The sequence below is a fragment of the Marinobacterium lutimaris genome, from assembly GCF_900108065.1.
In the GTDB taxonomy this organism is placed as follows: Bacteria; Pseudomonadota; Gammaproteobacteria; order Pseudomonadales; family Balneatricaceae; genus Marinobacterium_D; species Marinobacterium_D lutimaris.
The window spans coordinates 1,088,518-1,101,807 of record NZ_FNVQ01000001.1; the positions used below are offsets into that span (position 1 = coordinate 1,088,518).

Consider the following 13,290-nt stretch of genomic DNA (forward strand, 5'->3'; position numbering starts at 1 on the left):
ACAGCGGCTACAATCAGCCGCGAACTGCTGCACCTTGTTAGAAATCTTGACCAAGCTTGGACCAATTCTGACTGAAATAGGTTTGAATCCCCTTGCCAGGAAGGTACCGGTGATAGAGCTTTTGAAACTCATCACGCGCAGAACTATATGAACTATCATCGATAACGGTAAGAGACCGGGCAAGGAACAACAAGGCCAGAGATGGAGCTCGAGACTCGCCTTGGTTGCAGTGAATGACCAGCGTTTTCCCGTCATCCCAGTGCTTCTTTGCGAAATCCAAAAAACTGGAGAATAGTGCTGGCAGAAACAACGGAACCGGTGGATCAATTATGTTTAGATACAGATCTGAGCCTTGCTCCAAGACCAAGTAGTTTGGATGAGAACTCGGCAGTGTACCCGTGTATCCAACAGCACGCTGGTGACATGGACTTTTGCATGCGTGAACAACCGCTACGTCATCAGAACCAAGCGAGCATGATGTCGCATCTGTTACGAAAAGCCTTTCATATACTTTCTGCATACAGACTCCTTGTATCCCGATAAGTGGCGACCCCACAGGGGCGTCCGGTGAAGGCTGCGGACCTGAACGTACTTAATGAGTAGTTTGTGGTTTGCCCCCGTTTGACTCGATCTCAGGTCAACCACAACGGGAGCACTCCATGGTACGAATCAGTTTTTGCAGCCGTTTTTGCCGCAAGTGATCCGTTCATGCGACGAAACCCAGTGGCTGGGGTTGTCACGGGTGTCGAAACCGCAACCGGTTTTACCACCTTTGTTACCTCTATGAACCTCACCTGTTGGTGTGTGCTTAACAGCCATCTTGATGCCTCCTCACGGGTGCTAGCATATCAGGGTTACCCTGACCGCTTGGTGTACAAAAATTGTACACACAATAACCCTACACTCTGGCAAAAAACTGTTCAAGCATACAGCCTGTATAAATACACATGACGCTTTACCAAGGGGCACCGAGCGCAGCTTGAGCAGTCCCGCAGAGCCTGCTTTAGCTGGCGCAGTGTTCTTGAGCATTTTTTATGTAGCGAATAGGGCTCTGACCCCTATTTTCCCTTTACGTGAAATATTTTGCCATCTTCGGTAGTGATCATAACTTCTCTACTGTGCCTGGCTTCGATCCAAGCAACTATCACCTTGGCGATTGCATTCCACGGCATGGCGTCAGAAACAGCACTAATCACTTCTTTAACCCCAGAGGCTTGCGGGGCTGTAGAAAATATCACAGTGCGACTATGAGCAATGTCAGCTTCGTCTAATGCACGCAGGAACGATGCTTCACTATGTTCAAATAGCGTGAGTTCCAGCACACTTACCCTTTCTGATCCCATGATTCTCCTACGATTTTCCCATAATGCATAATGGGGCTCTGACCCCTATTTTTCTAAATGGAGTATAAGCCGCAATGGGAAAGGTGTTGTCATGCTTGCGTTTGTTATGCTACTGATTAAAAAGGTCGTAATTTTCGCCTCCTCTGATTTCCTCTAGATGACGAAAAATCAACTTAGGCCTCCTTGCGTTAAACTGCCCTTTTTCATCTAAACGACTTACTCGCCCATATAGCCGACACTGAGAAAATATAAGGTGCTTATACTGAACAATGCTGCCAATTTCGGGATAGGAGGTTAGAATATGATCATTGTACTTAAAACCCATCGAGTTTGAGGTTTTGTTCTCCCTGGTTATCTCACCTTCAAGGACGACCTCAGCACCATGCTCTAGCTCAGCAAAAAGAATTTCATCTTCCTCCTCTTCTTCATCTTGACAAAATATGTGCTTTTCGCTGCTGTCTATCGTAACTTCATCCAGAACGTTATCTTCAATAGACCCAATAACTAAATTTCTACCATGGGTAATATTGGATGCAACGTTCTCCAGGATGTTCGCAGGGCACTGACAGTAAAGATCTAATACGTGTTTAGGAACGTAGAGAGTATCTCCCTGATCATTCACGATACCTATTAAGCCATTCGAACTATCAAACCGAACGTCAGAAAACTTACGGATCGAAACATCCCCCATGTGTTTTCCAATCCGAGCAAACCATTTGAGCCCATCAAGAGATGCTCGAAAAATATCTTTGAACCCAAAATCCGAGAAATCTTTTTCCGCCATCTTCTGTGCAGCTTTAGTCAAGTAGGCTGTTGCAACCACACCTAAGCCTGCCTGTGTCCAACCAGCTACCGTCTCCGGTATCAAGGCTTCCCATGAGCCTTTTCTTATACGGACTGGTATCTCGAAGTCCAATCTTTGTAGGTCAGGCGCCTGCTTACCGATAAAGTAGCGGATCGCAGAATCAAAACCCATTAATGCTTGGGCCTGCTTTCTCCCATCCATCAATCCATCTTCAACGAGAGGGCCATCATATTTTATGTACCCCAAATATTTTTCTTCTTCCATGATCCCCTCGTACTAGATTAAAAAATAAAGCTGAAAATAGGGCTCTGACCCTTATTTTTTATTTTTTCTCTTAACGCGGCCTTCGCTGTTTATTTATCTGCTATGGCAAAACGGAGAACGCCGATAAAAATGGGCCAACCGTAGATCAGCCCGACTATCGGCATACAAATCAGGTACTCCATTACTATTTTACGTCGAAAATAAGTGGCGTAAAGGAAGCGTCAACTAATATGTGTCCCAGTTAATTTACCTTGATGTATTTTTTACTCACGAAAACCCAATGCGGCAGCAGCTTTCACTTTTTCATTGTGTTTACTAACTGCCGCGAAACCAATAAAGATCGCCAGTACCCAGCAAATGATTGGACCTATTATTGACGCCACAGAAGCAATGGCAATTACGCAAAGGATTAGCGCCGCTACCCAACTACTGTAGAACAATCCCAACCGACCAAATAGAAAAGTGAGAACAAATCCCAGACCTTGGCTCTTTGAGTGTGTATCAATGTATCGCTGAACTGCCTCGTTCATAAGGTAAACTCCTTTTTCGTCGTGGGTAACTCGGAGAGCTAACGCCGCACACAGGGGCCGGCAAAAAGCGCAGTGTTTTGCCGGCCCCTGCGACCAACGGGAGCGACTGCTGTGCTTTGTTATATTTCATTTAAGCCAACCCATTAAAACCATACAGCTTGCAGCAACTTCAGTTACAGCCCCGTTATAGTTAACTCCATCTGTGGCGCCGCTTACACATTTCACTAATTCTTGAGCAAAGGGTTTAGCCGTGTTCATACTACCACTACTCTTTATTTTTTCTTTTATTGCTGGGCTTATAAACACCCAGTCTGCAGCTGTTGCCAACTTGTTTGAATGAGACGCTGATTTCCAAGAGGAAATATCTGCATTGTGTAAATTTCCATTTTCGTACCATTTTCCTTCTGCTAAAGCAGAAAACGATACGACCGATAACATGATTAGTGAATACTTATTTAATCCTTTAAGCATGATGTCTCCTTTCGAAATATAACGCCCGCATTTGCGGCTAGTTTGGAGCGCAGCGGAAAACCAGTCCGCCAACATGCGCTTGTTAGCTGACATACCCGTCAACTATGGCCATGAATTTCTCTGAAAATTCGCCATCTAAATGAGTATCTGCTGCGATAAGCTTGCACACTTTATCTGCCAGCTCAGCTTTTTTGTAGGTGATACCATTCCTAGCAATGTCATCTCCAGAAATTGACAACTCCCCACCTTCACCAAAAATCTTAGCCATTATTGATTCTGGGTATAAATATTCGATACCATTCTTGCTCCAAATTACAATATTTTCTGGCAACACACCCATAGCTTCCAGCGTCCCACGAAGCCCAGTTCCATGTACAGAATCAAGCACAACAACAATTCGATCTCTATATGGGCTTTTTTGAATATCTGTGAGCAGATTTTTTGCAGTATTAAGTACCTCTTTAATTCTACTGTCAGAATTTGCGCTTACCACACTAAATTGGACGTTTGGATATTTTTTTGTGAGTACCTCTCGAATAAAAGCATGATCTGACTTGCCTTCGACTAAAACAATTAGAGAGGGGAGGTATAGAGTTTCAAATCTATTTCCGAGGAGGAAGAAATGAATTTTGTTGAATTCTTGCTGTGTAGCCACCTTACTAACAGAAATCTCATCGCCCGTTTTTTCAATAGTGTAGTTATTACTTATACGGTTTCTATCAAGAAATACCGTCGAATGCGTGGCTAAGACTAATGTTTTTATATGCGGAAAGTATTTTCCCCTGTGCTCTTTATCAAACAGAAAATCAGCTAGCACTCCCTGTGCTTCAGGACTTATTCCTAGTTCAGGCTCATCGATCAAGTAGGTGTCGTAGTCATCGTCTAAAAGGCTAGTGACTAACGTAGTTATTAGTCGAAAACCAGAGCTTGTGTACGATATGTTATGCCCTCCAACTGATATAAACTTTTGGGACATGTCATTATCAGGAACGGTATACTTAATTTCTAATTTACTACCGAGAAGTAACTCTATAATTTCGGAAAGTGTTTCGCGCTTTTTGTCTGTTAGTTCAGCTATTGCTTGCTGAAGATTGATCGGTGAATTATCAATATTCTGCTGTTGTCTATTCCATTGATGAATGAAGTTCTGCCATTTTTCGTTCTTTTTATTCCTGTTGGGAGTGTAGTGGCCGAGCACATGGAAGTTTTGATAGCGCGCAGGCCCAAGATAGGAAGCATTGCTTCCCCATCTTTGGGTCAAAGTTTTGAGGAGGAAGGATTTTCCACAGTTATTACGCCCAACCAACACTGCATACTCGGATTCTCGAATAGACTTTAGTGTTTTTTCGGCATCATCACTAAAGTGTGTTGCTGGTTTTTGGTCGAATTCGTACATATCTATCCCTGTAAGCTAACGCCGCCAGCAGAGGCGCAGCTTCGCTGCGTCCTGCTGACTGGCCTTGTTAACTGGCTAGTCCTTTACCTTTGGAACAAGCTTGTTGATGCTGGCCATCAGCTGATTAACTTGATCCAGCCCCACATTTTTCTCATTGCTTTTTTCTATCTTTTCTTTAGACGGTGAAGTAAATATTACCTTGGAAGCTTCAGATAAAATCTGGTCTTTAACCTGATTATCAACAGCTAAATCACCATAGTTTGGCAACGATGTAGCTACAGCGGCTTTGTGTGCATATTCTTCTTCCAGGTTTCGCTCTTTCTTATATTGAGAGAAAGAAAATCCGAATAGTGCATAAACGGGAACCAAAAGACCTATTCGCAATAGAACGGATGACCAAAGCACCCCAGAACCATTTTCTGAATTTTTAATAAGTTCAATTACAGCATCGTTATCAAAAACCCCAATGATAGATGCGACCACAAAATAGGTGGTAACTAGCGAAGTTATAGCTGCGATTACCGACGCCCAAAACCATCGGTTTTGATTTGTATTTAAGTCCTTTTTCCTATTCTCGAAGGATTTAGAAAGAGAGCCTGCAACCGCTGGCTCAATAAGCTTGTTCACGTTTTGCTTGATTGACTCTACTTCGCGGTTATGCGCCAAAAATTTCTGAATTTCATCATCAAGTAACTGAGATTTATCTTCAAGCTCTTTCCCAAGCAAGTAAAGGTAATTTATACCCCATGTTTGAAGGTTAGTTCTGGCACTTTCAACTTGTGGAAAAGCCTGATGAAATTGCTGTTGATTTTTTGCGTTAATGAAATTCTTGCTATGGGTAAACGCATTATTCAGTTGCCCATGGAGAGAATGTAATATGTTCCATGGAATACCAGAAAGAAATCCATCCTGTTTAAACCCCTCTATGGACTTCTTTAAGTCGTCTACAGCTATTAAGTAGTCATTTAAATCCAAATTGTTCCAAGGAGGCAAATTTGGAGGATTTTCATTGAAACTTGAAAAATCCAGCGCCAATAAATTATCCACCACAGTGAGTATTTGTTGTTCTAATTGATTCGTTGGCACCTATCTCTCCTTGCCAGTTAACAGCCTGTTAATGGGGCCTTTGGCCCCATAATAATTATTAGAGGGTAAGCCCCTTAACTCCCTGACTTAACTTATTGGATATTTGTAACATACTGAGTTCAAGCAGGAATTTTCGATCACATCTTTATGACGAAACGCCATAGGGTATTCGAGAGTGTTACGAGCTGACTTAAGGGGTACTGGCGCTTCTGCGCAAAGTGATAGGCCTAACATAGGCCAAAGCTGTTCTCTATCGAAAAGCTTTCGAGTCGCTGAACCAGCTATCGGGGAGTTGTACGTATCCATCATCAGTCCCTTGGATCGTGTACGGCTGTGGTAATACGTCTACTGCCTGTCTGACGTTGGAGTCAGTTTGCTACGCTTGGGCCAAAGGCACAAGTTAAATAAGGCATTTCTTAATGTTAAGTCGCTAATGGAAGTTACTGACCAACTTCAGAAACTGCTCACTACGCCCGCATTAGCATCCTTTAAGCAGTTAAAACTCATGTGATCCATCGATCCGCCCAGGCGAATCCGCCGAAAGCGCTAAAAGTATGAGATGATTGGTTTTTATTTCCTAAGGCGAGCTCAATCCACCCTCTTAACCTGGCTTCCGATCTGCGTATGCGTAAACGTTTGTTACTCTTGGCCTCATCCGTTCTGCTCGCGTCCTGTGCGACGACTCCGCCTTCCAACGTGGAAAATGCCTGCAGGATCTTTCGTGAAAAGCCCGACTGGTTCGATGCATCCAAGGATGTTGAAGAGAAATGGGGTTTACCGATCCAGGTGCAGTTGGCGATTATGCGGCAGGAATCCAGCTTTAAGCATGATGCTGCCCCGCCAAGAGATACCTTCCTCGGCATCCCCATGTGGTGGCGTGTATCCAGCGCCTATGGCTATGCGCAGGTGAAAGACGGAACCTGGGATTGGTACAAGGATGCGACCGGTAACTGGGGCGCGGACCGTGACGACTACGATGACGCGGTGGACTTTATGGGCTGGTATGCCAACGTATCCCAGCGGACGCTGGGTATCTCCAAGTGGGACGCCTACAACCAGTATCTGGCGTATCACGAAGGTCACGGCGGCTGGAAGCGTAAAAGCTACAACAGCAAGGGATGGTTGGTCCGGGTCGCCAGAAAGGTTGACGGCAACGCCCGCACGTATGGCGAACAGCTACGCGGCTGCCGGGATAGCCTGGGAACCTCGCACTGGTGGTGGCCGTTTTAACCGGCAGGGCCAGTAAAAAGGCACGGGGTAGAGGAAATGGAAAATAGCTATGTCTTTCTCGTGCCTTATTAATAACAGGGCTCGATGTCTCCTGACTGCCTGAGCGCAGCACTCAATCCCCTTTGGCGAAGCCGAGCATCGCAGGCTGAAAGAGAGACAAGGGACAGGCTGTTTGAGCGCCGCAGGCGCGAGTTTCCTGTCCCGCTCTTTCAGACGAGAAGCACAGGGTAGTCGGCGTAGCCGACCAAGCCATCGGGGCGGCTTGGGATTGCAAAGGGGCTTACTTAATAACGTAAGCCGTACAAGCCCCTTTGCTCGGCAGCAGCCGAAACCGGCCACGAAAAGGAAGCGGATGAAGGTAATCCCAGCATTCGTTGCTGGTCTACCTCAGCTCCCTTGTAGGGAGCATCAACCCAGTTTGATCCAGGTAGTCTTAAGCTGGGTGAACTTGTCCAGCGCATGCAGCGACAGGTCACGGCCAAAGCCGGACTGCTTGTAGCCGCCGAACGGTGTGCTGAAGTCCAGCGCATCCATGGTATTCACCGACACGGTACCGGCCTTGAGTTTGCGCGCTACGCGGTGAGCGCGGTTCAGGCTCTCGGTCCAGACAGATGCCGCCAGGCCGTAGATCGAGTCGTTGGCGATCGCCACCGCTTCTTCATCACTATCGAAGGTAATCACCGCCACCACCGGGCCAAACACCTCATCACGGGCGATGGTCATATCCGGGGTAACGCCATCGACGATGGTGGGCGCCACGTAGTTGGTGGACTCATCGCCGACACCGCCGGTCAGCACCTTGCCGCCCTGCTCTTCGGCCTTTGTGATAAAGCTGCGTACGCGGCGGGCATGGTTGCTGTCGATCAGCGCACCCACCTGGGTATCGGGCTCCAGCGGATCGCCGACCTTCATCGAGCGCGCCTTGGTGATCAGCTTGTCGATAAACTGATCCTTGATGCTGCTTTCCACCAGGATACGGGAGTTGGCGGAGCAGACTTCGCCCTGGTTAAAGAAGATACCCATGGCGGCATGTTCCACTGCGGCATCCAGGTTGCAGTCGGCGAAGATCAGGTTGGGGCTCTTGCCGCCGGTTTCCGGCCACACCGGCTTCATGTTGGATTCGGCGGAGTAGCCCATCAGCAGCTTGGCGACGCCGGTAGAGCCGGTGAAGGTCAGGCAGTCGATATCGTTGTGCAGGCCCAGCGCCTTGCCGACCACTTCGCCGTAGCCGGTAACCACGTTGAGTACGCCATCCGGCAGACCCGCCTGTTTCGCCAGCTCAGCCAGACGCAGCGCGGTCAGCGGTGACTGTTCCGCCGGTTTCAGGATCACGGAGTTACCCGCGATCAGTGCCGGCGCCAGTTTCCAGGCGGCGATATCCAGCGGGAAGTTCCAGGGGATGATCGCGGCGACAACGCCGATCGGCTCGCGGGTGATGGTGGCGATGTTGTTGCCATCGGTAGGAGCGACTTCGCCGTAGAGCTTGTCGATCGCCTCGGCGTACCATTCGAAGCAGGCGGCGGAACCGGGAATATCCAGGTTCAGGGTATCCTGCACCGGCTTGCCTACGTTCAGGCTTTCCAGCAGCGCCAGCTCTTCCAGGTTTTCCATGATCAGCGCGGCCAGCTTCTTGATCACCGCCTTGCGGTGGGCCGGAGCCGCTTCGGACCATTCGCCGGAATTGAACGCACGGCGGGCAGATTCTACCGCGCTATCCACATCAGCACTGCTGCAGGCGGCGGTCTTGGCCAGCAGCTCACCGCTGGCCGGGTTGATGGTGTCGTAGGTATCGCCGTTGCTGGCGTTTACAAAGGCGCCGTCTATGAAAGCCTGAGTCTTCAGCTCGATCTGCTGTTGTTTAGAGAGCCAGTACTCTTTGGTCTGTACAGTCATCTTTATCCTCCATTGGCTACCGCGTTAGACGGCGTTACTTATTTGTGAGTAGTTCGGTTTGCGCCTGTTTGCGCATACGTCGGGGCGCGGTCATCGCATCGATACTGAGCACTTCGTTCAACTCTGCTTCGCTGAGCAGCCCCTCGGCCAGCACCAGGTCACGCACACTCTCACCGTTGGTCACCGCCTGTTTTGCGATACGACTGGCATTATCGTAGCCAATATAGGGGTTGAGTGCGGTAATAATGCCGATACTGTTGTTTACCAGGTCCAGGCAACGCTCCCGGTTGGCGGTGATACCGCGAATGCATTTGGCTGACAGCGTGTTGATGGCGCGAATCTGCAACCGCAGCGACTGCAACACGTTAAACGCCAGCACCGGCTCCATCACGTTCAGCTGCAATTGACCGGCCTCGGCGGCCAGTGTGACGGTGATATCGTTGCCTATAATCTGGAACGCCACCTGGTTCACCATCTCCGGGATCACGGGGTTGACCTTGCCGGGCATGATGGAGCTGCCGGGCTGCATCGGCGGCAGATTGATCTCCTGCAGCCCCGCCCGCGGCCCGCTGGAGAGCAGGCGCAGGTCATTACACATCTTGGACAGCTTCACCGCATTGCGCTTGAGCACGCTGGAGAAGGTGACGAACGCGCCCATATCAGAGGTGGCTTCGATCAGGTTGCGGGCACGTACCAGCTCCTTGCCGGAGATCTGGGAAAGCTCCTCAATGGCGAGGCTGGAGTATTCCGGGTCACTGTTGATACCGGTGCCGATGGCGGTGGCTCCCAGGTTGATCTCGCGGAAGTACTCCAGTACATCCTTGGCTTCCTCTATATCCTCTTTCTGCGTCACATACCAGGCGTCGAACTCCTGCCCCAGGGTGATCGGCACGGCGTCCTGCAACTGGGTGCGGCCCATTTTCACCACATCGGAAAACTCCACCGCTTTCTGTTTCAGCTCGTAGCAGAGCCCGGACAGCGCCTTCACGTATTCATCGTGACTCAGCAGGATGCCCAGGCGAATCGCCGTGGGGTATACATCGTTGGTGGACTGCGAAAGGTTCACGTGGTTATTGGGGTGCAGCTGGTGATAGTCGCCCTTGGCGTAGCCCATCAACTCGAGCGCCCGGTTCGCGATCACCTCGTTGGCGTTCATGTTGGTGGAGGTACCGGCGCCGCCCTGGATCACGTCCACCATAAAGTGATCGTGCCATTTACCGGCGATGATCTCGTCGCAGGCTTCGCTGATCGCATTGGCGCGACGATCATCAAGCAGGCCCAGCTTGCAGTTGGCCCGTGCCGCGGCCTTTTTCACCATGGCCAACGCGATCACCAGCTTGGGGAAATGGCGCAGCTGAATATCGGTGATGGCAAAGTTCTGCATCGCGCGCAGCGTCTGCACGCCGTAATACGCCTGCTGGGGTACATCCATCTCACCCAGCAGATCCTTTTCACGGCGCAGGTTATCCGGCCGTTTCGCCTCAGCCACCGCCTCACTGCGTGAGGTGGCCAGCTTCATCAACGGCAGCATCAGGGTGCCGTTCAGTTCAGCCTGTGCCAGCCAGGCGCGCAATCGCGCCAGCTCAATGGTCAGCAGCTGCACAGGGCCCTTGGCGATCAGCGTGCCCCTGGCTTCAACAGAGCCATAAAGCGATTCCAGTGCGCTGCAGGCCACCGGCGCCGTGAAGTCGACGGTCAGTCCCTCAAGGTCGTACTGGCATTCGCCATCCAGCAGCAGCACCAGTTGATCGGGATGAGCGGCCAGATCGAAGCGCCCGCCCTGTTGCAGCGTGGTCAGCCGGCAGAACATCAGCAGGCTGCTGAATTCGGTATCAGGCAGGGAGTCGCATTGCAGAACGGTCTTGATAGCTTTTTTGTTATTGGCGTTCATTTTTATTCCGGGACGATGAGGGATCGGATCGGACGGCTTCAAGCCGCGGACTCAGTCTCGGAACACGGCTTGATCGATACTGCGACCCAGCCTAAAAACTGCTCAATTATTTGTAAAATACTATAAATCTTCGAACTGCATAGGTTTTACTAAAGCCACGCTCAGACTTATGTTTGCACTTCATTGCATACTTAAAATTGCACCAACTCATAACCGGCCGCGTTTATAAGAAGCATCACCGCATATAAGACACTCGACCTGTACGTACCCAGGTTGAGCATCTAACAGCTTCGCTCAAGGCTGAACACTTCTAACCGAACATTCCCTATGCCTGATAACGCTCAGAACGCCGATTCTGTCCCAGGCCCACCCGCTGATTATCTCCCTGCCCTTTGCACTCTCGTTGCCCGCGCCCGCTGAATTCGTTTTTTTAATGCTGTTGTTAAATTAATAATATTTTAACAATCCAAAGCGATCTCCTAGGCTTGAACCCTACTCAGTAAGCAGCCTTGACCAACCTTTGGCGTCGGGCCCGCATCACTGAACCGCCCTTTCCTTGAAGGCCCGAATAGCAATACAGGATGCAGAGATGACAGCTACAAAAACAGAGATCGATACGCTGGTTGTAGGCGCTGGTCAGGCCGGCGTAGCCATGAGTGAACACCTGACCAAGCTGGGTGTACCTCACCTGGTGCTGGAGAGAAACCGCATTGCAGAGCGCTGGCGCACCGCCCGCTGGGACTCTCTTGTGGCCAACGGCCCCGCCTGGCACGACCGTTTTCCGGGTCTGGAATTCAACGGTTACGGTCCTGATGACTTCGTACCCAAGGAAAAGGTAGCGGACTACTTTGTTCAGTACGCTGAGAAGTTTGAAGCACCGATCCGCACCGGTGTTGAGGTGAAACAGGTTTTCCGCAATACCAACCGCCCCGGCTTTACCGTAGAGACCTCTGAAGGCGTGATCCAGGCGAACCGCATCGTTGCGGCCACCGGCCCGTTCCAGAAGCCCTCTATTCCGCCGATCGCGCCGCAGGATGAGCAGATCACACAGATGCACTCGGCTAACTACCGCAACCCGCAGGACCTGCCAGAAGGTGGCGTACTGGTAGTGGGTGCCGGTTCTTCCGGCGTGCAGATCGCCGATGAACTGAACCGTGCCGGCAAGAAGGTCTACCTCTCTGTGGGTGCTCACGACCGTCCGCCCCGCTCTTACCGCAACCGCGATTTCGTCTGGTGGCTGGGTGTACTGGGCGAGTGGGATGCCGAAGCGATGAAGCCGGGTACCGAGCACGTCACCATCGCCGTGACCGGCGCTCACGGTTCCAAAGGCACCGTTGATTTCCGTGCCCTGGCGGCCCAGGGCATCAACCTGGTCGGACTGACCGAAAACTTCAAAGAGGGTGTCGCCACCTTCGCGCCCAACCTGGTCGAGAATATCGCCCGCGGCGACGACAACTACTTCTCCCTGCTGGACGCGGCCGATGCATACATCGAGCGCAACGGCCTGGACCTGCCGGAAGAGCCGGAAGCGCGCCGCAAGCTGCCGGACCCTGAGTGCATGACCAACCCAATTCTGGAACTGGACCTGGCGGAAGCCGGCATCAGCACCATCATCTGGGCCACCGGCTTCAGCGTCGACTACAGCTGGCTGGATGTGAACGCCTTCGACAGCAACGGTAAGCCCCAGCATCAGCGCGGCGTATCCACCGAGCCTGGCGTTTACTTTATCGGTCTGCCCTGGCTGTCGCGCCGTGGTTCCACCTTTATCTGGGGCGTCTGGCACGATGCGAAGCATATCGCCGACCACATCGCGACCCAGCGCAAATACCTGGAATACCAGGACGCGGGCCAGCGTAACGCCTGATCGCGGCAAGTGTTGGCGGCGGGACTGACCCGCCGCCATTGCTCGTTTTTATCTTGTCCCATTTTTCGCTGTGCTACAGGAGCTGATGCCGATGCCTACACATACACGAATCCGCATGTTCAACACCAAGGAAACCTACCCCAACCAGACGCTGGACAACGACCTCTGCCAGGCGGTTAAAGCCGGCAACACGGTCTATGTCCGTGGTCAGGTCGGTACCGATTTCGAAGGTAACCTGGTGGGCCTTGGCGACCCCCGTGCTCAGGCCGAGCAGGCGATGAAGAACGTCAAGCAACTGCTTGAAGAGGCGGGTTCCGATATGTCCCATATCGTTAAGACCACCACCTACATCACCGATCCGCGATTTCGTGAGCCGGTTTACCGTGAAGTGGGCAAATGGCTGAAGGGTGTGTTCCCGATCTCTACCGGGCTCGTTGTCGCCGGCCTTGCGCAGGCGGAATGGCTGATGGAGATCGATGTCATCGCCGTTATCCCCGATCAGGAATAAGGAGCAAGC

At 50.9% G+C, this 13,290-nt stretch carries 12 protein-coding genes; 3 read left to right on the top strand and 9 right to left on the bottom strand.

All coding sequences use genetic code 11. From position 1 onward, the window contains the following. Window positions 1-37: 37 nt before the first annotated feature. The 7 genes from C4S72_RS04845 to C4S72_RS04870 all read right to left on the bottom strand — a co-directional run bounded on the left by C4S72_RS04845 (window position 38) and on the right by C4S72_RS04870 (window position 5,895). The gene (locus C4S72_RS04845) at window positions 38-520 is read right to left on the bottom strand and encodes a hypothetical protein (RefSeq protein ID WP_104001908.1); all 483 of its coding nucleotides are present in this window, start codon (window positions 518-520) and stop codon (window positions 38-40) included. Between the two features lie 538 nt (window positions 521-1,058). Further along, on the bottom strand, window positions 1,059-1,343 hold the full coding sequence (locus tag C4S72_RS04850; protein ID WP_104001909.1) for a hypothetical protein: 285 nt from the start codon (window positions 1,341-1,343) through the stop codon (window positions 1,059-1,061). 109 nt (window positions 1,344-1,452) lie between these two features. Then, on the bottom strand, window positions 1,453-2,412 hold the full coding sequence (locus tag C4S72_RS04855; protein ID WP_104001910.1) for a hypothetical protein: 960 nt from the start codon (window positions 2,410-2,412) through the stop codon (window positions 1,453-1,455). 263 nt (window positions 2,413-2,675) lie between these two features. Then, window positions 2,676-2,942, bottom strand: a complete 267-nt coding sequence (locus C4S72_RS04860; RefSeq protein WP_104001911.1) for a hypothetical protein — start codon at window positions 2,940-2,942, stop codon at window positions 2,676-2,678. Between the two features lie 126 nt (window positions 2,943-3,068). Beyond that, entirely contained in the window at window positions 3,069-3,413 is a 345-nt protein-coding gene (locus tag C4S72_RS25595; RefSeq protein ID WP_146071860.1) for a hypothetical protein, read from the bottom strand. Between the two features lie 82 nt (window positions 3,414-3,495). Beyond that, complete coding sequence (locus tag C4S72_RS04865) at window positions 3,496-4,809, bottom strand: ATP-dependent nuclease (RefSeq protein ID WP_104001912.1); 1,314 nt, start codon at window positions 4,807-4,809, stop codon at window positions 3,496-3,498. A gap of 75 nt (window positions 4,810-4,884) precedes the next feature. Next, window positions 4,885-5,895: a hypothetical protein gene (locus tag C4S72_RS04870; RefSeq protein ID WP_104001913.1), complete on the bottom strand. Its 1,011-nt coding sequence runs from the start codon at window positions 5,893-5,895 to the stop codon at window positions 4,885-4,887. 645 nt (window positions 5,896-6,540) lie between these two features. Between C4S72_RS04870 and C4S72_RS04875 the strand changes: the two genes are divergently transcribed. Beyond that, entirely contained in the window at window positions 6,541-7,125 is a 585-nt protein-coding gene (locus C4S72_RS04875) for a transglycosylase SLT domain-containing protein (protein ID WP_235009047.1), read from the top strand. 408 nt (window positions 7,126-7,533) lie between these two features. Here the strand turns inward: C4S72_RS04875 and C4S72_RS04880 are convergent, their stop codons facing one another. Continuing rightward, window positions 7,534-9,018 (bottom strand): aldehyde dehydrogenase, encoded by a 1,485-nt coding sequence (locus tag C4S72_RS04880; RefSeq protein ID WP_104001915.1) that lies wholly within the window; start codon window positions 9,016-9,018, stop codon window positions 7,534-7,536. Between the two features lie 34 nt (window positions 9,019-9,052). After that, window positions 9,053-10,909 carry an aspartate ammonia-lyase gene (gene aspA / locus C4S72_RS04885; protein WP_104001916.1) on the bottom strand — a complete coding sequence of 619 codons (1,857 nt, stop codon included), beginning with the start codon at window positions 10,907-10,909 and terminating at the stop codon, window positions 9,053-9,055. Window positions 10,910-11,498: 589 nt separating this feature from the next. Between aspA and C4S72_RS04890 the strand changes: the two genes are divergently transcribed. Beyond that, a complete protein-coding gene (locus C4S72_RS04890) occupies window positions 11,499-12,773 on the top strand; it encodes a flavin-containing monooxygenase (protein WP_104001917.1) in 1,275 nt (424 codons plus the stop codon). A 91-nt stretch (window positions 12,774-12,864) separates the two neighbouring features. Then, a complete protein-coding gene (locus tag C4S72_RS04895) occupies window positions 12,865-13,281 on the top strand; it encodes a RidA family protein (RefSeq protein WP_104001918.1) in 417 nt (138 codons plus the stop codon). The last annotated feature ends 9 nt before the right edge of the window (window positions 13,282-13,290 follow it).

What these genes read in the sequence shown, in the direction of transcription:
- C4S72_RS04880 (WP_104001915.1), bottom strand. Translation starts at nt 9,018, where the DNA reads ATGACTGTACAGACCAAAGAGTACTGGCTCTCTAAACAACAGCAGATC.
- C4S72_RS04855 (WP_104001910.1), bottom strand. Translation starts at nt 2,412, where the DNA reads ATGGAAGAAGAAAAATATTTGGGGTACATAAAATATGATGGCCCTCTC.
- C4S72_RS04860 (WP_104001911.1), bottom strand. Translation starts at nt 2,942, where the DNA reads ATGAACGAGGCAGTTCAGCGATACATTGATACACACTCAAAGAGCCAA.
- C4S72_RS04890 (WP_104001917.1), top strand. Translation starts at nt 11,499, where the DNA reads ATGACAGCTACAAAAACAGAGATCGATACGCTGGTTGTAGGCGCTGGT.
- C4S72_RS25595 (WP_146071860.1), bottom strand. Translation starts at nt 3,413, where the DNA reads ATGCTTAAAGGATTAAATAAGTATTCACTAATCATGTTATCGGTCGTA.
- C4S72_RS04865 (WP_104001912.1), bottom strand. Translation starts at nt 4,809, where the DNA reads ATGTACGAATTCGACCAAAAACCAGCAACACACTTTAGTGATGATGCC.
- C4S72_RS04850 (WP_104001909.1), bottom strand. Translation starts at nt 1,343, where the DNA reads ATGGGATCAGAAAGGGTAAGTGTGCTGGAACTCACGCTATTTGAACAT.
- aspA (WP_104001916.1), bottom strand. Translation starts at nt 10,909, where the DNA reads ATGAACGCCAATAACAAAAAAGCTATCAAGACCGTTCTGCAATGCGAC.
- C4S72_RS04845 (WP_104001908.1), bottom strand. Translation starts at nt 520, where the DNA reads ATGCAGAAAGTATATGAAAGGCTTTTCGTAACAGATGCGACATCATGC.
- C4S72_RS04895 (WP_104001918.1), top strand. Translation starts at nt 12,865, where the DNA reads ATGCCTACACATACACGAATCCGCATGTTCAACACCAAGGAAACCTAC.